General features: G+C 58.0%; 17 protein-coding genes. 14 read left to right on the plus strand and 3 right to left on the minus strand.

Annotated features, from left to right (window positions below; all coding sequences use genetic code 11):
• Positions 1-52 precede the first annotated feature (52 nt).
• From tssE to D3M70_RS03585, 7 genes are all read left to right on the plus strand, one after another.
• On the plus strand, positions 53-550 hold the full coding sequence (gene tssE / locus D3M70_RS03555; RefSeq protein WP_120124379.1) for a type VI secretion system baseplate subunit TssE: 498 nt from the start codon (positions 53-55) through the stop codon (positions 548-550).
• Positions 547-2,406, plus strand: coding sequence for a type VI secretion system baseplate subunit TssF (gene tssF / locus D3M70_RS03560; RefSeq protein ID WP_120124380.1), 1,860 nt, complete (start codon positions 547-549; stop codon positions 2,404-2,406). Before tssE ends, tssF begins: the two co-directional genes overlap by 4 nt.
• Positions 2,370-3,449 carry a type VI secretion system baseplate subunit TssG gene (gene tssG, locus D3M70_RS03565; RefSeq protein ID WP_120124382.1) on the plus strand — a complete coding sequence of 360 codons (1,080 nt, stop codon included), beginning with the start codon at positions 2,370-2,372 and terminating at the stop codon, positions 3,447-3,449. The genes tssF and tssG overlap by 37 nt, the downstream gene beginning before the upstream one ends.
• A gap of 234 nt (positions 3,450-3,683) precedes the next feature.
• Entirely contained in the window at positions 3,684-5,624 is a 1,941-nt protein-coding gene (locus tag D3M70_RS03570; RefSeq protein WP_120124384.1) for a type VI secretion system Vgr family protein, read from the plus strand.
• Between the two features lie 257 nt (positions 5,625-5,881).
• On the plus strand, positions 5,882-6,577 hold the full coding sequence (locus tag D3M70_RS03575; RefSeq protein ID WP_120124386.1) for a sulfotransferase family 2 domain-containing protein: 696 nt from the start codon (positions 5,882-5,884) through the stop codon (positions 6,575-6,577).
• Positions 6,570-7,226, plus strand: coding sequence for an adenylyl-sulfate kinase (gene cysC, locus D3M70_RS03580; RefSeq protein ID WP_120124387.1), 657 nt, complete (start codon positions 6,570-6,572; stop codon positions 7,224-7,226). The genes D3M70_RS03575 and cysC overlap by 8 nt, the downstream gene beginning before the upstream one ends.
• A 107-nt stretch (positions 7,227-7,333) precedes the next feature.
• The gene (locus D3M70_RS03585; protein WP_120124389.1) at positions 7,334-8,464 is read left to right on the plus strand and encodes a mechanosensitive ion channel family protein; all 1,131 of its coding nucleotides are present in this window, start codon (positions 7,334-7,336) and stop codon (positions 8,462-8,464) included.
• A 38-nt stretch (positions 8,465-8,502) separates the two neighbouring features.
• On the opposite strand, the gene D3M70_RS03590 is transcribed toward D3M70_RS03585, so the two are convergent.
• Positions 8,503-9,990: a YdgA family protein gene (locus tag D3M70_RS03590; protein WP_120124390.1), complete on the minus strand. Its 1,488-nt coding sequence runs from the start codon at positions 9,988-9,990 to the stop codon at positions 8,503-8,505.
• 228 nt (positions 9,991-10,218) lie between these two features.
• Between D3M70_RS03590 and D3M70_RS03595 the strand changes: the two genes are divergently transcribed.
• From D3M70_RS03595 to D3M70_RS03610, 4 genes are all read left to right on the plus strand, one after another.
• Positions 10,219-10,911, plus strand: a complete 693-nt coding sequence (locus tag D3M70_RS03595) for an HAD-IA family hydrolase (RefSeq protein ID WP_120124392.1) — start codon at positions 10,219-10,221, stop codon at positions 10,909-10,911.
• Between the two features lie 273 nt (positions 10,912-11,184).
• Positions 11,185-11,508 carry a type II toxin-antitoxin system RelE/ParE family toxin gene (locus tag D3M70_RS03600; RefSeq protein WP_120124393.1) on the plus strand — a complete coding sequence of 108 codons (324 nt, stop codon included), beginning with the start codon at positions 11,185-11,187 and terminating at the stop codon, positions 11,506-11,508.
• The gene (locus tag D3M70_RS03605) at positions 11,505-11,807 is read left to right on the plus strand and encodes a DNA-binding protein (RefSeq protein ID WP_120124395.1); all 303 of its coding nucleotides are present in this window, start codon (positions 11,505-11,507) and stop codon (positions 11,805-11,807) included. Before D3M70_RS03600 ends, D3M70_RS03605 begins: the two co-directional genes overlap by 4 nt.
• A gap of 200 nt (positions 11,808-12,007) precedes the next feature.
• Complete coding sequence (locus D3M70_RS03610) at positions 12,008-13,012, plus strand: aldo/keto reductase (protein WP_120124397.1); 1,005 nt, start codon at positions 12,008-12,010, stop codon at positions 13,010-13,012.
• A gap of 141 nt (positions 13,013-13,153) precedes the next feature.
• Here the strand turns inward: D3M70_RS03610 and lapD are convergent, their stop codons facing one another.
• Positions 13,154-15,097, minus strand: a complete 1,944-nt coding sequence (gene lapD, locus D3M70_RS03615) for a cyclic di-GMP receptor LapD (RefSeq protein ID WP_120124398.1) — start codon at positions 15,095-15,097, stop codon at positions 13,154-13,156.
• Positions 15,098-15,124: 27 nt separating this feature from the next.
• Positions 15,125-15,835, minus strand: coding sequence for a transglutaminase-like cysteine peptidase (locus D3M70_RS03620; protein WP_256659685.1), 711 nt, complete (start codon positions 15,833-15,835; stop codon positions 15,125-15,127).
• Positions 15,836-16,162: 327 nt separating this feature from the next.
• On the opposite strand from D3M70_RS03620, the gene D3M70_RS03625 reads away from it, so the two are divergent.
• The 3 genes from D3M70_RS03625 (at position 16,163) to D3M70_RS03635 (ending at position 19,330) form a co-directional block, all read left to right on the plus strand.
• Positions 16,163-16,906, plus strand: coding sequence for a GntR family transcriptional regulator (locus D3M70_RS03625; protein ID WP_120124402.1), 744 nt, complete (start codon positions 16,163-16,165; stop codon positions 16,904-16,906).
• Positions 16,907-17,087: 181 nt separating this feature from the next.
• On the plus strand, positions 17,088-17,843 hold the full coding sequence (locus D3M70_RS03630; RefSeq protein ID WP_120124403.1) for a thioesterase II family protein: 756 nt from the start codon (positions 17,088-17,090) through the stop codon (positions 17,841-17,843).
• 710 nt (positions 17,844-18,553) lie between these two features.
• Positions 18,554-19,330, plus strand: a complete 777-nt coding sequence (locus tag D3M70_RS03635) for a DUF3050 domain-containing protein (RefSeq protein ID WP_120124405.1) — start codon at positions 18,554-18,556, stop codon at positions 19,328-19,330.
• Positions 19,331-19,354: the final 24 nt, after the last annotated feature.

Consider the following 19,354-nt stretch of genomic DNA (forward strand, 5'->3'; position numbering starts at 1 on the left):
CCCAAGGGACGGGCACCTATTTGTCAGTACCCCTTTCGCAGGAACCCATGCCGTGCCCAGACCATTTCTGCCCTCACTCCTCGACCGACTGACCGACGAGGAACCCGGCAATCTCCAGGAAAGCGCGGACATGCGCGTGCTGTCCCTGAGCCAGTTAAAAGCCTCGGTACTGCGTGACTTGAACTGGCTGCTCAACACCACATCGGTGCTGCGAGCGGATACCACACTGAACGCGGCCGCCGGGACCTCAGTGCTCAACTTTGGACTCCCGTCACTGGCGGGCAGCAGTGCATCGAGTATTGATATCCCTGCGCTGGAGAACCTGATTCATCGCGCCATCACCACGTTCGAGCCGCGCATTCTGCACAACACTCTTCGCGTACGTGCGCAGCCTTCGTCCGAGCAGATGAATCACAACACCCTGGCTTTCGAGATCGAAGGCGATCTCTGGGCTCAACCGGTCACCCTGCCGCTTTTGCTGCGAACTTGTCTGGACCTGGAATCCGGCCACGTACAAGTCGGCCCGGCCCCTCAGCGGAGGCGTGCATGAATCCGCGCTTGCTGGAGCTGTACAACCAGGAACTGCAACACGTGCGCGAAAGTGCTGCAGAGTTCGCCAAGGAATACCCGAAGATCGCCGGACGTCTCACATTGTCCGGAACCGACTGCGCCGACCCTTATGTCGAGCGTCTGCTCGAAGGTTTCGCGTACCTCACCGCTCGGGTGCAGCTCAAGCTCGATGCCGAATACCCCACCTTCACCAATAACCTGCTGGAAATCGCCTATCCGCATTACCTCGCTCCGACACCCTCGATGACCATCGTGCAGATGCAGATAGATCCCGATGAGGGCGCGTCGAGTGGTGGATTCACCCTGCCTCGCGACAGTGTGCTGCGCGCCGCGCCTGGCCCTGATTCCCGGACCGCCTGCGAATACCGGAGCGCGCACGCGGTGACATTGTGGCCAATCAAAGTCTGCCAAGCCGCGTACTTCGGCAGCCCTGTCACGACCTTGGGCCGACTTGCATCCAGCGAACCCAACGCCAAAGCAGCGTTGTGCATCACCTTGCGCACCGGGGCAGAACTGCCCTTCGACCACCTGAGCCTGGAAAATCTACCGCTGTACCTCAATGGCGCCGATGAACGCCCTTTCCGTTTGTACGAACAGCTGCTCGGCAGCGTTTGCGCGGTGTTCGCCCGACAACCGGGCGCTGACTGGATCGAGCGTCTACCAGACGATTCATTGAAGTCCTGTGGGTTCGACGACCGGGAAGCCGCACTACCGGTGGTCCCTCAAGCATTTCAGGGCTATCGCCTGTTGCAGGAATACTTCGCCCTGCCGCAACGCTACCTTTTCATCGACTTCACGCAACTTGGTTCAGCGGTTCAGCGCTGCGCAGGCCAGCAGTTGGAGCTAATCGTGTTGTTTGATCGCTTCGATCACAACCTCGAGGGAAGCGTCGGTCCCGAACACTTCGTGCCCTTCTGTACCCCTGCAATCAATCTGTTCCCCAAGCGAGTGGACCGGATTCACCTGTCCGACCGGGTCAACGAACACCATGTAATCGCAGACCGAACCCGGCCCATGGACTTCGAGATTCATTCGCTGACCGACGTCACCGGTCACGGCATGGGGCCACAGCAGGCATTTCTGCCGTTCTATGCGGTGCGTGATCCTTCACGCCATGGCCGTGAAAAAGCCTATTACATCGTGCGTCGCGAACCGCGCCTGCTGTCCAGCGAGCAACGCCGAAGTGGCACGCGTTCAAACTACATCGGCAGTGAAACCTTCATCAGTCTGGTAGACGGCCGGCAGGCGCCGTACCGCAAGGATCTGCGGCAATTGGGAGTTCGCGCCCTTTGTACCAACCGCGATCTGCCGCTGTTCATGGATCTGGGCGGCGGCAAGACCGACTTCACCCTGGCCGAGAGTACGCCGGTGTCGACCATTCGCTGCCTCGCCGACCCAAGCCGTCCGCGCGCCAGCTTCGCGTACGATCAAAAGGCCTGGCGGCTGATCAGCCAGTTGTCACTGAACTACCTGTCCCTCAGCGAACAAGGTGAGGGCGCGGCCGCGCTGCGTGAGTTGCTGCGCTTGTACGGCGATGACCAGAAAGACGCTCTGCAATTACAGATCGAAGGTTTACGCAAGGTCAGCAGCCGAGCGTGCACCCGACGCCTGCCTTTGCCGGGTCCGATTGCTTTTGGCCGGGGCCTGGAAATCACCCTGGAGTTCGATGAGAACGCATTTCGCGGGACAGGCGTGTTCCTGCTTGGTGCCGTGTTCGAGCGATTTCTGGCGCGCTATGTGTCGATCAACAGCTTCACTGAGACCGTAATTCGCACCAGCGAGCGCGGAGAAATCATGCGGTGGAAAGCCAGACCCGGCCGGCGTCCAATCCTGTGAACCTCCTCAGCGACATGCACGAGAAACCCTGGGATTACGATTTCTTCCAGGCCTTGCGACGCATCGAGTGCGCATCGGCGCAACTGCCGCGCCTGGGCCATTCGCTGCGTCTGATCGACGACCCTTTGCGGCTGGCTCAACAACCCGATTGCTCGTTTGCGCCGTCGACTCTGGCAGCGCTGGCACCAGCCGACGGCAATAGACCGGCGAGGCTCGAGCAGTTTTTCTTTGGCCTCAGCGGCCCCAACGGGCCCTTGCCTCTGCACCTCACCGAATATGTGCGTGAACGCCAGCGCAATAACGCCGACGGCAGCAGCAAGCGCTTCCTCGACATCTTCCATCATCGACTGCTCTGCCTGTTTTATCGGGCCTGGGCCGAAGCGCGCCCAACCGTCAGCCATGACCGACTGGAGGACGATTATTGGGCCGTGCGTCTGGCCGCACTCAGCGGTCGAGGAATGCCGAGCCTGTGCAATCAAGGGCTGATTCCAGATGTCGCCAAGCTGCATTTCAGTGGTCATCTGGCAGCGCAGACCCGCTGTCCCGATGGTCTGAAAGCGATACTCCAAGACTACTTCGGCGTGCCGGTGAACATTGAAGAGTACGTCGGGCAATGGCTGGAACTGCCCGAACGCAGCCGCATGACCGTAAGTGCGAACCGACTGGGCGTCGACCTCTGTCTGGGTAGACATGTATGGGACCGCCAGCACGCATTCCGCATCCGCCTCGGCCCGCTTACCCTGGATCAATACATGCGCATGCTGCCCGACGGCGAGTCCTTCAGGCATCTGGCGCAATGGGTCGCCGAATACGTCGGTCACGAACTGGACTGGGACGTGAACCTGATCCTGCTGAAGGCGCAAATTCCCAGGCTGCAACTCAACGGGCAATTCCGACTCGGCTTCAATACCTGGCTTGGGCAACCGCCGGATCACGCGAGGGATCTGATTCTCGCCCGGCATTACGTTGATCGGGCGAACTTGGCCCGTTGCGCTTCAGACGATTCTCCAAACCTGTTCGTAAGGAGCACCGAACATGGCTGAGATCAGGGGCGAGGCCATGAGTTCGATTATCAGGCCTGCGAAACGGTTGATCTGTTTCGTACTTCATTACCGCGCGTCGGGAAACGTGCAACCCGTGAATCCCGATACGCAATGTCTGTAGCAGTCCGACTTACCGGCGCAGGCGTCCAGGCAATCGCCACCGCCGGCAAGCTGGACTGCTACAGGAGACCTCAGTCATACCCGCACTAGACCGCGAACTGAACGGAAGCGCCCATGTTATTCACGCAACTCACTCGGCTGGCACAAGTCACCACTCCTTTAGGACCGAACGTCCTGCTTCTGAAGAGCATGACCGGCGGCGACGAGCTTGGACGCCCGTTCGAGTACGAATTGGAGTTGCTGTCTGACCACCACGCCATCGACTTCAATCAATTGCTCGGCAACCCCATGACCGTGTCGCTGCAACTGGACGCCACCGGGAGTCGTTATTTTCACGGCCTGGTGTCGTGTTGCAGCCAGAATATCGATGCCGGTCAGTTCGCCAGTTATCAGGTAACGCTGCGGCCCTGGTTATGGCTGCTCACCCGAACATCTGACTGCAGAATCTTCCAGCATCTGACCATTCCACAGATCATCAAACAGGTTTTTCGCAACCTCGGTTTTGCTGATTTCGAGGACGGACTCAGTGGCACCTATCGCGAGTGGGAATATTGCGTTCAGTACCGCGAAAGCAGTTTTGATTTTGTCAGTCGGTTGATGGAACAAGAGGGTATCTACTACTTCTTCCGCCACGAAAAAGACCGCCACGTTCTGGTGCTCGCCGATGCTTACAGCGCCCATGAGGCCGCGCCGGGTTACGAGTCAGTGCCATTCTTTCCGCCCGACGGGCAGCATCGCGAACGCGATCACATCAATGGCTGGCAATTGATGCAGCAGATTCAGTCCGGCTCGATCGAACTCAACGATTACGATTTCCAGCGGCCTGGCGCGCGCATAGACGTGCGCTCTGAAGAACCACGTCCCCACACCGCCGGGGACTATCCGCTCTACGACTATCCTGGCACCTACGTGCAAAGCGAGGATGGCGAGCACTATGCGCGCACCCGTCTCGAAGCCATCCAGAGTCTGCATGAACGTATCGAGCTCAAGGGCAATGCGCGGGGTCTCGGCTCGGGCCATCTGTTCAGGATGAGCGGTTTCAGCCGTCAGGATCAGAATCGCGAATACCTGATTGTCGGCGCCCGCTACAGAATCATTCAGGAAAGCCTGGAAACCGGCAGCAGTTCTGCCGAACAGCAATATACGAGCGATCTGATCTGCATCGACGCGCAGCAGAGCTTTCGTCCACAACCCCTCACCGTTCGCCCCATAGTTCAGGGTCCCCAGACGGCAAAGGTAGTAGGTGCGAGCGATCAGGAAATCTGGACTGATCAATACGGCCGAGTGAAGGTACATTTCCATTGGGACCGCCACGATCACTCCAACGAAAACAGCTCGTGCTGGATACGCGTCTCCCAAGCCTGGGCCGGCAAGAACTGGGGGTCGATGCAAATCCCGCGTATCGGCCAGGAGGTCATCGTCAGTTTTCTGGAAGGCGACCCTGATCGACCGATCATCACAGGTCGGGTCTATAACGCTGAGCAAGCCGTCCCTTATGACCTGCCCGCCAATGCCACGCAAAGCGGCATCAAGAGTCGTTCGAGCAAAGGCGGGACTGCGGCCAATTTCAATGAGATCCGCATGGAAGACAAAAAAGGCGCCGAGCAGCTGTACATCCACGCCGAGCGCAATCAGGACATCGTCGTTGAAGTGGATGAAACCCACTCGGTCGGGCACGACCGAAAGAAGGATATTGGCAACAATGAAACAGTGACAATCGGCCAGGACAGCATCAGGGCCGTCAAACGCCACGAGACTGTACAGGTGGGTGGTGCCAAGGCTGAGAGTGTGAGCACGGAGTATTTGATCGAGGCGGGCGAAAAAATTCGCATGGTTTGCGGCAACAGCGTGCTGGAGCTTCATGCCAATGGCGAAATAAAACTCTCGGGGACGTCGTTCAAGGTTTACGCCAGTGACAAAGGCGATATCGACACAGGCGGGCGCATGGACATCAATTCCGGTGGCGCAAGGGCGGTGAGCGCCATGGGCAAAGGCATCAAGGATTTGATTGATGCGGGCGTCAAGGCGTCGTTCACCGGCAAGACGGAGTCGTGATAGAGGTGAGTACGGTTGGCGACCCATTCATGCGTTTCCTGCGCAAAGTTCATGCATCTGCCGTCCTGCATGCAGCGCGCAATTAGAGGAGCTTAAGCCTGATATCAGCTCTCTAAAAAGTACCAACTTTTCTACAAATACGTACAACTCACTGCCCTCGAAAAGTATCAGCGTAAAGTATTTGCAAAGTTCACCGACCCGGTTATAACTGCCTGTAATCTGAACGTCGCTTCATACCTCGTTACAGGTCACCCCTAATGAATCATCTACTCTGGAAGTTATTTCCCAAGCACCATCGTGAGTTTCTGCTGGAGCGGCTTTCAGTCGTGGATCGCCAGGTGGTGAACAAGACGCTGTCGCGCAAGGCCCGGTTTCCCGAGGTGTTCGACCAGTTCGAGTGCATTTTCATTCACGTCCCCAAATGCGCCGGCAGCAGTGTGGCAATGTCGATATTCGGTGACACGCCCACCGGGCACTTGCCGCTGTATTGGTACGAAAAGCAATTCAAAGAGCGCTATGAGCAATACTTCAAGTTTGGCTTTGTACGTGATCCATTACATCGAGCACTGTCGGCTTATCGTTACTTACTGCAGAACCCGCAACCCCGAGACAGAGCGGCTTTCGAGTTGGTCAGCCGTTATTCGCGGTTCGATACGTTCGTGGATGGCTGGTTGCACGCGGAGAATGTGTCGAAGCAAATACATTTCGCACCGCAATATCATTTTCTGCAAAACAGCATGGGGCAGATTGCGGTGGACTTTATCGGACGCCAGGAACATCTGGAATCGGACTTCGCCGCGCTGTGCGAACACCTCGACATCAATGTCCCATTGCGCCATCTCAATCGTTCTCCCGGCCCTCGCTATCAAACCGCAGGCCTTTGCTCGGACGCGTCGCGCAAGCGGATCCGCGAGGTGTATGCCCGAGACTATGAGTTATTCGACTATGACTGATATACGCGAAAGCCATCCGATGATTATTGCATCACCTTTGGCCGTCATGCAGGCCGAGCGGGAGTCGCTCAAGCAGCAACGCGCCTGTTGCATCTGGTTTACCGGCCTGTCGGGCGCAGGCAAAACGACGCTTGGCAATCGCCTCGATCAGACGCTGGTTGCCCACGGGTTGCACAGTTACCTGCTCGATGGCGACCGTCTGCGCAAGGGGTTGTGTCAGGACCTGGGCATGAACGAAGACAGTCGGCGTGAGAACGTGAGGCGAATTGGCGAGGTCGCCAAATTGATGGTCGACGCAGGGTTGATCGTGATTGTTTCGGCGATATCCCCTTATCGGGAAGACCGCGACGCATGCCGCGAGCACTTTACCGAAGGGCAGTTCATCGAGGTGCATGTCAGCACGCCTTTGATCGAGTGCATGCGTCGTGACGCCAAGGGCCTTTACCGGGCGGTGCGCGAGGGACGCATCCGTAATTTTACCGGCATCGACAGTCCTTACCAGGCGCCATTCGAACCGGAGTTCGTCGTCGACACCAGCACTGACAGCGGCGACACGTTCATCGATCAATTGCTGGCACGCCTGCTGGAGAAGCGGCCGCGGGGCGAAATCTATCGTGCGTTTACCGGCGCGAACGCTCTGGCGCGCTGATTCTTAATACAGTCATTCGCGCGAATGTGGGCGGACAAGGGAACGATCGACGGCTTGAGGGGTTCACACTTCTTGTCTTTGAACCGCCTTCCTCGCGAGTGAGCTGTATGGAACATGTACTCCCGGACGCCTGGCTCAATGCCCTGCCGTTACCTTGGCTGAACACGCTAGTGGCTGCGACCGCTGCCGTCTGTATCGCGCTGCTGGCACGATGGATAGCGCTGGTGATACTTCGACGCTTCGCCAACTCGTTCGTCTTGGCTCAGCAGCTGATTCTGCGCGCCGAGGCACCCACCCTCTGGCTGATCCCCTTGTTGGCATTGCAGACCGTGTGGACCTCCGCACCCGATGACATGCTGCTCATCAATGGGGTACGCCATCTCAACGGCATGCTGGTGGTGGCCGCGTTCACCTGGCTGGCGTTGAGCAGCGTCAAAGCCATCGGTAAAGCCGTCGCAATCAGCAATCCGCTGGATATCGAAGATAACCTGCAGGCTCGGCGCATTCAGACGCAGGTGCGGGTGTTGGTGCGTTGTCTGAATGTACTCGTGCTGCTGTTTGGCACCGGGCTGATTCTGATGAGCTTTCCGCCGGTGCGGCAGGTGGGTACCAGTCTGCTGGCCTCGGCAGGATTGGCGGGTCTGGCGGCGGGTTTCGCGGCCAAGCCAGTGCTCGGCAATCTGATCGCAGGTCTGCAGATCGCCATTTCGCAACCGATCCGTCTGGACGATGTGGTGATCGTCGAGGGCGAATGGGGACGCATCGAAGAAATCAGCGGCACCTATGTGGTGGTGAAAATCTGGGATGAGCGGCGGATGGTGATTCCCTTGCAATACTTCATCGAGAAGCCGTTTCAGAACTGGACGCGCAGTACGTCGAGCCTGATCGGGTCGGTGTTTCTGTGGGTGGACTATTCGCTGCCCCTGGAAGAACTGCGGGCTGAGACCGAGCGCATCTGCAAGGACATTCCGCATTTGTGGGATGGGCGAGTGTGCGTTTTGCAGGTGACGGATACGACCGATAAAGCGATGCAGTTGAGGGTGTTGCTCAGCTCGGTGGATTCATCGCGCAGCTGGGATGCTCGCTGCCACATGCGCGAGCGGTTGATCAGTTTTGTGGCCAAGCAGTATCCGCAGTGCCTGCCTCAGTTGAGAGCGGAAATGTCGTCGCGCACCGTGCAGCCGGAGCGCGAGGCCCATGAGGCGCCGACCGAGATCGCGCGCCAACCTCCGGTGTGAGGCCAGCCGCCGAAATCGGCGGCGCCCCCTCTAAAGGCTCAATACCCGCGATTGAACATCACCACCTTGCCCATCATTGCCGCGGCGAATTGCTGGGCGCTCATCTTCTCGCCATTGAAATCCACCACGTCGTCTGCGTAATGCAGGGTGGAAACGATGTTGTCGCCTTCGACCTTGCCCACTTGCAACATGATCGCCAACCCCCCGACGGACTCTGCTGCACCCTTGGCCTGTTCGGCGATGGCTGCAGGATCGCTCAAACCGGCCGAAGTGGCTTGCAGCGTCGCCAGATCCTGAATCATCGGTTTGGACAGCACCAGCTTGGCGTTCAGTTGAGTCACCAGTTGCTTGAGCAGTGCTGCGCCGGGCTGGTCGAGAGAAGTCGGGTTGCTGAGGTCCATGGACAGATTGAAGTGGCTTTCGCCGCTGGCGGTTTTCAGCGACAGCTTCTCCAGCTCGATGTGTGGCTTGGCCGCCAGCAGCCTGGAGACTTCAGCCTGCACCAATGCCTGATCGGCCGGGCTAAGATGTGGCGTATAGGACTCGCCCATGGCCGCAGCCGCCTGGGCTTGAGGCTGGATCTTGTCCTGATAGATCTGCATCAAGGCCTTGGTCGAGTCGATGTCGAAGTTGGCGAACTTCCAGAGCATCTGCGAGGAGCCGATATTTTTGCCGTCGAAGCTGATGTTGCCGATGTCGTAAGTCACCTGCGCGTTCAGCTTGCCTTCGACCTCCTGCAACAGGCTGGTGTTGACGAAGTCCTTGAACTGAACGGGCGGACGCCCGGCGGCCTGAAAGGTGGCCGAAGTGACCCTGGCATCCGTGTGCCCCAGGTAAAAGCCCGACTGGCCTTTGGTGCCGCCCGTGTTGAAGGTCAGATCCCTGAGAGAAACGTTGACCGGCCCCTCCTCGGACATCGCGGTGACGTCCAGGCTGCCAAGCACACCGTTGGCTTCCAGCTTCTCGCCGTTGGCATTGCCCGAGGCATTGAGCGTGAAGCCCGAGAACTTGAACGACCCGCTCTGATCCTCGAACTGCAACGGTAGAAACTCCACCCGGCCCAAGGCGGCGCGGTCGTAACCCATGCTGAATTGCCCGTTCAAGGGTGGCTGGCCGTTGGTCATCGCGAACCATTTTTCGGAGAATGCGTTCTTTTCGAGCGTCATGTTGCTGGCGGCCATGACCGGCACCAGTTTCAAAGACTTCACACGCGTCCAAGGGAGCGGGCCGTGCTCGATGTTATCCACAAACAGCAGCTCGACCGGCTGGCCGTCGTTGAATCTGGGGTTCTGAAAAGTGAATTTGTAGTGCGCGATGCTGGTGAAGAAGTGCCGATCCAGCGACAGCAATTCGACGCTCGCGCTGCCTTCATGACCGACGAAGGCCGCCTGAATCTGCTGATTGCCTTGCTGGACGGCATCACCGAGCACCCCTTCCAGACGCTTGCCCGTGTACCAGGCGCCAGCGGTAATGAGAGCGCCTGCAACCACGACGACGCCCAGGGCAATGTTGACTGATTTTTTCATGTGTCGACTCGAAGATGTCCGTTCTTGAAGAGAGGTCGTGTCTTCCCTGACCCCTGAAGGGTTTCGGCGCCGGAGTACAGGCGCCGAGCAGCACCTTGCGCTGCCGAGAGCCCGGCGAGATTAGCACCTGCGAAGCTCATTTTGCAGCCGTTGCTCCCGGCGACGGCCTAGCCATGGCCTTTGCACAAGCGTTAGGCTGGACACCAACCTGCGGACAGGATCGATAAGATGAGCAATGCGCAAAAGCCAAAGGGGCCTATCAAGGCAGTGATTTTCGACATGGACGGCCTGTTGCTGGACACAGAAGGCATCTACACCGAAGTCACCAACGATATCGCCAAAACCCACGGCAAGACGTTCGACTGGGCCGTGAAGCAGCACACCATCGGACGTGGCTCGCAAGACTTCGCCGAATACGTGATCAATGCCCTTGAGCTGCCGATCTCCGCCGAGGAGTTCCTCACCATTCGCCAGCCAATGCTCGATGATCGTTTCCCTCACGCCCAGCCGATGCAGGGCGCCGAGGCGCTGGTTCGCCACCTCGCCGAACACAACATCCCGATTGCCGTGGGCACCAGTTCATCGTTGCATTACTTCACCGTGAAGACGAGCAGCCATCGATCGTGGTTCGAGCTGTTCGAACATGTGGTCACCGCAGACCATCAAGAAGTGACAGCCGCCAAGCCTGCACCGGACATCTTTCTGGTGGCCGCGCGCAAACTGGGCGTGGACCCGAAAGACTGTCTGGTGTTCGAGGATTCACCCTTCGGCGTAACGGCCGCCAAGGCCGCCGGAATGTATGCCGTGGCGGTGCCGGATTCGCACATGCCGGTCGAACAATACGCTCATGCTGATCTGATGCTGGGGTCGTTGGCGGAATTCCCGCTGGAAGACTGGGGTTTGCCGGGATACCAACAATAACGCCACTCCCTGCAGGCGCGCTTCTCCGCGATTGCAATGTGTCAGGCGCAGACAATGGCGCCAAGAGAAGGCAATCGGCTTTCGTCGCGTTGCCGACAGGCGCCAGGCCGGCCAGTCCAATGGCCAGGCTCAAGGCTTTCACGGGGAAGCGTGTGGTGCTTTTGAAAATATCGGCTGGATGTTTAATAGCGGCAGGTTTCGCGGAGATTTCCTACCTTTCAAAACAGGTTTTGCGGGCAGATTGCAAAGTAGCCGGACGCTAAAGTTGCCCGCATGAATCAAGTCAAACATTACCTGACCGCTAACGGGACAGATCTCTATCAGCAATGGCTTGAGCGATTGAAAGACCGAACCGCCAAAGCCAGAATCACCATGCGAATAAACAGAGTCGCCGACGGAGCCCTGGGTGACTGCAAACCCGTCGGGAACGGGGTCTGGGAATTAAGAGTCAATCACGGACCGGGGTATCGGGTTTACTATGCCCAGTCTGGCAAACAGCTAATATTGCTGCTTCTGGGGGGCGACAAGCATTCCCAGAGAACAGATATCTGTAGAGCCATTGATTGCTGGAGCGATTACCAGCGGAGAAAGCCATGACCCGATCACGTGATCATGACGAAACTGTCATCGCAATGATCCGGAATGACCCGGAGTTCGCAGCCGAATACCTTCGTATTGCTTTTGAAGAGCTGGATGAGGAAGGCGGCGAGGCTGCGTTCATATCCGCATTGAGACATGTCGTCGAGGCTCGCGGAGGTATAGAAGCCATCGCGAAAAAAACGGGGATATCTCACGACACCCTGCGACGCTCACTCTCACCCGACGGCAACCCGACCTTGAAAACCATGCGTCAAGTAGTACATGCCACGGGCCTCACCTTTGCTGCGATTGCCTGAGGCCGTTGAGCACCAGGCCTGAACCGCGTGGAAAATTCTTGCGCGTAGCGCGTTCAAAATTGTCACTTTTCAAATCCGGCACAAACAGGCGAGTATGTCCGGCCTAGAGCTGTCGGTCTGAAAGGCCTTTACGAGACCTCTTGCAAGCCTGACCCAGACTGTCCTGATTTCCACTTTCCTGACGAAAAGGATATCGAGCAATGAATTACCGCGTTCTTGGCCAATCCGGCCTCAAGGTTTCTACGCTGACACTGGGTTCCATGATGTTCGGGGTCCAGACCGGCACCGAAGAATCACTTCGCATCATCGACAAGGCTTGGGATGAAGGGGTCAACTTCATCGACACGGCCAACGTCTACAACGCTGGCCGCTCCGAAGAAATCGTCGGCGAAGCCATCGCCAGACGCCGTAGCGAGTGGGTGCTGGCCACCAAGGTCGGCAGCAGTTCAGGCAATACAGCGCCGAACACCAGCGGCCTGAACCGCAAGCACATTTTCAACGAGATCGAGTCCAGCCTGCGCCGCCTCGATACCGATTACATCGATATCCATTACCTGCACAAGGAAGATCACAGCACACCGCTGGAAGTGACGGTTTCAGCCATCGGCGATCTGATTCGCGAAGGCAAGATCCGTTACTGGGGCGTGTCCAACTTCCGTGGCTGGCGCATTGCCGAAGTGGTCAACGTCGCCCAGCGTCTGGGCGTCGACAAGCCGGTGATCAGTCAGCCGCTGTACAACATTGTCAACCGTCAGGCGGAGCTGGAGCAGATCACCGCAGCGAAGTTCTACGGTTTGGGCGTGGTGCCTTACAGCCCGTTGGCCCGTGGCGTGCTGAGCGGTAAATACGCACCCGATGTCACCCCTGACAGCAGCACCCGCGCGGGGCGTCAGGACAAGCGGATTCTGGAAACCGAATGGCGCCAGGAGTCGCTGCACATCGCGCAAAAACTGCAGGCATTCACCAAGGACAAAGGTGTAGGTCTGGTGGAGTTCGCCATTGCCTGGGTGCTGAACAACCAGGCAGTCACGTCCGCCATCGTCGGACCTCGCACCGAAGAACAATGGGACAGCTACACCAAGGCGCTGAGTGTGAAGATCACGGCCGAAGACGAAGCCTTCATCGATTCTTTGGTGACCCCAGGCCACGCCTCGACGCCGGGCTTCAACGATGTGCAGCATTTCGTGACCGGGCGGTATATCTAACGCGCAGCTGCACCTGTGGGAGCTGCCGGAGGTAACGACGGTGGCGAATGCGGCGGATCAGTCGGAAAAGATGTCTCTGATCCAACGCATTCGCCAGCAGGTCGGCTCCCACAGGCTGAAGTGTTACTCGATTGATTGACCTCACTCCCAAGGTGCCGGGTCACCCAACAACTGCCCCTGAACACCCTCGATTCCCATCTCCCGCAGCACCTCGAACTCCCCTTGGGTCTCCACTCGCTCGGCGATCAGCGGCAGATCAATGCTGTGTGCTGCGCGCTGGATGGCCTCGATGAACAGGCGCTTATGGTGCCCATGATCAATGTCGCGGATGTAACTGCCTTCGATCTTCAGGTATGCCAATCCCAGACTCGACAAATTGCCGATCATGCTGAAGCGCCCGCCAAAATGTTGCAGGGCCAGCAGATATCCCAAGTCCTTGAGACGACGAGTCAGGTCCTCAAGCGTCTGCTGATCCGGCACCTGCTCCTCGCCGATTTCCAGAATCAGCCTTGGCGCCAGGTGCGCGTGGCGCTTCAACAATTCCATCGCCTCGTTCAGCGTGCCTCCCTCGGAAAACGTCGCTGCCGATAGATTCAGCGCCAGCTTCTGATCATGTCGGGGAAGCTGCTCGAAAACCGTTTCCAGCATGACCAGATCGTGCCGCGCCGACCAGCCAAAGCGCTCGATCCATGGCAGGAACCGCCCTGCGGGCAGCGTTTGCGAGTCGTCATCGATCACCCGCGATAACACCTTGAAATGCAGCACGCGACTCAAATCGCTGGCATCCATCACCGGCTGAAAGAAGAGCTGGAACCGGCGCTCGATCAATGCCTGATCGAGCAATTCGTACCAGGCGTGATGATCATCCTCCAGACTGGCTACCGCGCTGTGCTCTATGCAATGCCAGATCTGCTCGGTCTGGGTTTCAGCCTGCGACAGTGCCTGATCCGCCAGCCCCAATAATGTCTGAGCCGAGTCTCCAGGGCTGTAGGGTGCAAGGCCGATGAATGCCGGCGGGCTGACATCCGACGCGCCAGTGTCGCGCAAACTGCTCAGCGCCGTTTCAAGCTCGTGGGCCAGTTGCAGCGCTTCTTCCTTGACCAGCCCCGGCGCCAGCACGGCGAACTCGCCGCCGCGAATACGGCTGATCAGGTGCCGGGCTTCGACATGATTGAAACACTGGCGCACCAGCACATCACTGACTGCGACCAGCAAAGCGTCGGCCTTCTGCCCGCCCAGGCGTTCGTTTATGCCGCTTAGATCGTTGACTCGCATCAACAGCAGATAACCCGACGAGGCGTCCTCCCCCTGACTGACATGCTCATTCAGGCGCATATCGAAATAGCGACGGTTCGCCAAGCCAGTCAGGCTGTCCCCATAGCATTCGATGCGCAGTTTTTCGGTACGCTCCGCCTGCTCCTGAAACAGTGCCTTTAGCTTGTCGACCATTTGGTTCATCGCTTGCACGACGCGTCGCAGTTCCGGCGTGGCGGGCAAACTCTGCACATTCAGAAATTCACGGCGGCCAATGGCCTGGGATTGCTCGACAAGGTAATCCAAGGGTCTGAGCTGGCGCCGCAACAACCACGCCCCCAGCAAAAAGCTGATCGCCCCACACAACAGCAGCCAGCCCAGATTACCCAGCGCCCCCTGCCAGAGCTTGCCGATGGCGAACATTGGATGGCTGACCACCTCGACCTTGGCCGCCGGTCGCCAACCGCGACTGACGATGGCGCTAGCGCCTGCCGGCTCCAGCGCGATGAGCTTGATGAACCAGTCCGGTGCGGTGGCGACGGGCGTGGCGTTGCGCTCGACAATAACCTTGCCGGTCAACGGATTCACGATGCGGATCCGCGCGTAATAACCACTGTCGAAAATCGAGCTGACCACAAGCTCCATCATCGTTGGATCGTCCACCGCAGGTTTCAAGGAAAGCGCCAGCGCCGTCGCGGCATCCTGAGCGTGAGCGCGCAGCTGATTGACGTACTGATTGCGCGAACTCTCCAGGCTGACCATGAAACCGCCGCTGAACGCGACAATCATGAACAGGCAGATGGCGATCAACAGCTGTTTGAACAGGGTCATGGGCGAGTCCTTGTTCTGTAGGAAGGGTCAGGGCGCGTTGCCTTCCACCGGGAAACCCTCGGCTTTCATTTTTCTCAACACTTCCTGCCAGCGGGACAGCTGTTTGATATCCCCCGCCATGCTGTTATTACCGATGACGCTGTCCGAGGCATCCGGCAGCCAGACCCCCTCACCGTTGAACGCATAAACCGGCAGCAGGTCCCGTCGCCCGTCGGCAGGCTCGATGGTGTCAATCAGGCTGTCGAGCACCAAGGGTTCGCCCTCGGCATCCGGATAATAGGTGAGCACCATGTGCGCACGTTCCGGGTTGAGCACCTTGACGTAAGTGATCAGCAATTTTTCGGCCGGCATGCCGCGTTCACGCAGGCTGAAATACTTGGCGATGGCAAAGTCCTCACAATCCCCCGCCCCCTGCCACAGCGACTGGACCGGGGAAGCCCAGTAATCATCCATGTCCCATAACTCGGCATCTTCGACATAGCGCAGCTCGCGGTTGAAGAAATCATTGACCCGTTGCAGCAAGTCGAGATCGTTGTTCGGTTTGCGTTCGTTGAGCATGGATCTCCAAGCGTCGACCCGTTGTCGGCCTTCCTCCGACGCCCCATACAATGCAGAGGCACGCCGGGTGATCAGCGAAAAGTCCCAATCAGCGTACGCGAGACCGGCCAGCACAATGCCCGTCAGGAGTATCTGACAAAGAGTGCGAGCAAGCCGGCCAAGTGCGGAACGGTTCGCCACTGCTCTCAGTCCATGGGATCGACCAGAGGTACTCGCTGACGAGCCTCCAACCGGGGAGAATAATGGCATATGGCGATTATTGGCTGGCAATTCAATCACTTCGATTGTCTGTCCATGGGGGTGTCGAAATGCCACGCGCAGGCGACCGTTTTCCGACGCCCCGTATCGCTCAAAGGATAGAACAACGCACGCGCATGGACGCTTTAAAGCCTTGTAGAATGCTGTCCACCGCACCCGGCTTGGAGACGTTACAAAGTTTGACAAGGCTCGGCGTGGCTTCTAGTGTTCCGTTGGATCCAATATTTGATCATTTGAGAAGAAGTATCGATGCGCAGGACTGAGAAAGAACAATTTCTGCGGGAAATTCTGGGAGACGAGCAGCCTCCTGCGCATTTGGCGCGTGCCGTCATCGAGGAAAAACTCCGTGCCGCGATTCTCGATGGCCGTCTTCCCTCTGGCATTGCATTGCGCCAACAAGAGTTGGCGACGCTGTTTGGTGTCAGTCGCATGCCTGTGCGTGAAGCCTTGCGCCAGTTGGAAGCCCAGGGATTGCTGCGCGTCGAGACCCACAAAGGCGCTGTCGTAGCGCCGCTGATCAATGAAGACGCCACCGATGCCTATGCCTTGCGCAGCCTGCTGGAGTCCGAAGCCCTGCGCCAGTCGATTCCCTTGCTCACGCCTGACGACATCAACCTGGCTCGCAGTTACATCGATCAACTCGAAAGCGAGACCGATTACGCGAAAATGGGCACGCTCAATCGCCTCTTTCACATGACCCTCTACTCGCGGGCGCCGAACAAACGCTTGCTCAAGCTGGTTGAAGAGGGTCTGAACGAGGAGGAGCGCTTCTTGCGGTTCAACCTCAAGTCCATGGGATTGGGCAAGTTGTCTCAGCACGACCATCTGGAGTTGTTGCAGATGGCTGAGGCCGGTGCGGTCGAACCGACCATCAACGCCCTCGTCCACCACTTGAATCGTGGCGTCGAGGCGATCAACAAATATCTCATCAGCCGTCCCGCGGAAGTCGCCAGACCCGCCTCGGCTTCAAGGAAGCGCGCCCTCGCCCGATGAGGGTTCGACGAGCGTGAACGGCGACTGTTCGCGCTCCAGCATTTAGCGCCCCTGCCTGCGGTTGCAGCAAGCACCGGATGAGGCATGGGGTTCGATGAGCCCCCAGACTGCGGGGCCTGCGCCGATGGACCCGGCCCCACGGCTGTGAATGGCCTGCTGCGGCAGGCTTGGGGAAACCTGAGTGTACGCCGAGAAAAACAAATGGCTGATGGTCGTCAATTCCGGGCAACCCATTAGAGTCCGCTTGATCTGCTTCCCCCACGCGGGCGGCGATCCGGAACAGTTTCGCGACTGGTCCAAAGGTCTGGCGGACCACATCGAGTTGGTGACGCTGCGCTTGCCAGGCCACGGCAGCCGCCTCAAGGAAACGCCTTACGATCGATGGGCGCCGCTGCTCGAACACACGTTTCTCGCCCTACGCCCCTACCTGAGCGAGCCGCATGCCTTCTACGGTCACAGTTTCGGTGGTCGCCTGGCCTATGAGATGGCGCGGCTGGCGCAGGCACAGTATCCGGACATGACCCGGCACCTTTTCATTTCCGGCTGCCGTAGCCCCGACAGTCAGCAACCGACCCCCTATCTGCACACGCTACCCAAGGATGACTTCATTCAGGCATTGATCAAGCTCGGCGCTGCGCCTGAATCACTGCTTCACGACAAAAAACTGATGCGCCTGCTGGAACCGGTGATGCGCAGCGACCTGAAACTTTCGGAGCTGTGGTCACATTGCCCTGACGAAGGTTTGAACACTCCTCTGACCGCGCTCTACGGCAGCGACGACCCTCTCGATACTGCGGCGAGCATGATGAACTGGCGAGAATTCACCCGGCGTGAATTCGAATTGATCGAGGTATGCGGCAACCATTTTTTCCCCCAATCGCAGCGCAATCGTCTGCTGCACATCATCAATACCCACCTAGGTCTGTTGAGCGTCTGACACTCACCCCAGCCCATCCTGCCTGCCGTCACTGACCTGGCGATCCAAACAACAAGTCCTGTCCCTCGCTCATCTATCGTGAATTCTGCCTGGGTTAGCGCAGCGTATTGCTGTGTTCAGGCAAACTCAGGGCACGAACTCGCCTGCAGTCGGTTCAGCAAACGCAGTTTCATGGAGCAACGAAAGGAGCAGTGCGAAGGGCGGAGACGTCATGAGGGATGCCCATCAACGTCGCCCACAGGAAAAATCCTTTAAAACGATTATTCAGTTAACGCGCAATGCTGGACGAGGCATTCGTTCATTGTTATCAATTCTGACTTTAATCAGTTGGAAGGGTTGCGCTCGCCCCAATAAAACTGACAGCCCACGTTTTATAAGCCCGTCTTACGCGTTGTTTTTATAAGCAATTAAAAATATTAAAAAGTATTTGCACCGCTATTAAAAAGTGCTTTACCGTTTTCACGTCGCCACGACTTTGGCCGAAAGCTTTCACAAACTTTAGGGCTTATCGAACCCGCGACGCCAAGGTGCAGCAGCACCGGCTGATCATGCTTGTGACCATTTCACGAAGTTTCTTTCGCAGCACTTGCTCGCCTCTCGTTAAGTTGGCCTGTGACAGACGTGCAACTAACAGACCTCTAGCGTCTGGCAATGATTCATCCGCAACGTGCATAAGCGACGGAACATATTCAACATTCAAGGACGTCATCATGAACACTCAAAAGCAACTATTGAACCGCAAGAAATCTGAACTAAGCGCACACCCGATATTCGCGGAGATTGACTCACTGGATGTGCTTCGACGGTTTATGGAGGCCCACGTGTTCGCGGTTTGGGACTTCATGTCATTGACCAAGCGGCTCCAGCAGGAACTGACCTGCACCCAATTGCCCTGGTTGCCGCCCAAGGACCCGAAAGCGGCGCGGCTGATCAACGAAATCGTATTGGGTGAAGAGTCGGACGACCATCTGAATCAGGGTCATTACAGCCATTTCGAGCTTTATCTGGACGCGATGCGTGAAGTCGGCGCCTGCACGGCTCGGGTCGAGCGCTTCGTCAAACTGCAGACAGAAGGGCTCCATTACGAAACCGCGCTGGAGCGCGTCGACGCAGACAAGGCGGCCTCCCGTTTCGTCAGAGATACGTTGAACACCGCGATCAACGCCCCCGCTCACAGCGTTGCCGCTGCGTTTCTCCATGGCCGGGAAAGTGTCATCCCGCAGATGTTCCAACGCATCCTCGACGACTGGGGCATCACGGCCCAAGAGGCGCCAACGTTCCGGTACTACCTGGAACGCCACATCGAGGTGGACTCGGAAGACCACGGTCCCGCCGCCGAGTCATTGCTGGCCCGCCTGGTCGACAACGATGAGCAACGAGAGCGTGAAGTCTACGACGCCGCCATTGCCGCCGTGGAAAGCCGCATCGCGCTTTGGGATGCGTTGCGCGTGAGCATGCGTGAGCCAGCGCTGGAGGTCAGTGCATGAACCGCCTGCCGAACGCCCTCACCC

This window comes from Pseudomonas sp. LS-2 (genome assembly GCF_003605735.1).
Lineage (GTDB): Bacteria > Pseudomonadota > Gammaproteobacteria > Pseudomonadales > Pseudomonadaceae > Aquipseudomonas.

Excerpts from the sequence above, each read along its gene's own strand:
- D3M70_RS03625 (WP_120124402.1), top strand. The coding sequence starts at position 16,163 with ATGCGCAGGACTGAGAAAGAACAATTTCTGCGGGAAATTCTGGGAGAC.
- D3M70_RS03605 (WP_120124395.1), top strand. The coding sequence starts at position 11,505 with ATGACCCGATCACGTGATCATGACGAAACTGTCATCGCAATGATCCGG.
- D3M70_RS03570 (WP_120124384.1), top strand. The coding sequence starts at position 3,684 with ATGTTATTCACGCAACTCACTCGGCTGGCACAAGTCACCACTCCTTTA.
- D3M70_RS03590 (WP_120124390.1), bottom strand. The coding sequence starts at position 9,990 with ATGAAAAAATCAGTCAACATTGCCCTGGGCGTCGTCGTGGTTGCAGGC.
- D3M70_RS03585 (WP_120124389.1), top strand. The coding sequence starts at position 7,334 with ATGGAACATGTACTCCCGGACGCCTGGCTCAATGCCCTGCCGTTACCT.
- tssF (WP_120124380.1), top strand. The coding sequence starts at position 547 with ATGAATCCGCGCTTGCTGGAGCTGTACAACCAGGAACTGCAACACGTG.
- lapD (WP_120124398.1), bottom strand. The coding sequence starts at position 15,097 with ATGACCCTGTTCAAACAGCTGTTGATCGCCATCTGCCTGTTCATGATT.
- D3M70_RS03575 (WP_120124386.1), top strand. The coding sequence starts at position 5,882 with ATGAATCATCTACTCTGGAAGTTATTTCCCAAGCACCATCGTGAGTTT.
- D3M70_RS03595 (WP_120124392.1), top strand. The coding sequence starts at position 10,219 with ATGAGCAATGCGCAAAAGCCAAAGGGGCCTATCAAGGCAGTGATTTTC.
- D3M70_RS03600 (WP_120124393.1), top strand. The coding sequence starts at position 11,185 with ATGAATCAAGTCAAACATTACCTGACCGCTAACGGGACAGATCTCTAT.
- cysC (WP_120124387.1), top strand. The coding sequence starts at position 6,570 with ATGACTGATATACGCGAAAGCCATCCGATGATTATTGCATCACCTTTG.
- D3M70_RS03610 (WP_120124397.1), top strand. The coding sequence starts at position 12,008 with ATGAATTACCGCGTTCTTGGCCAATCCGGCCTCAAGGTTTCTACGCTG.
- D3M70_RS03635 (WP_120124405.1), top strand. The coding sequence starts at position 18,554 with ATGAACACTCAAAAGCAACTATTGAACCGCAAGAAATCTGAACTAAGC.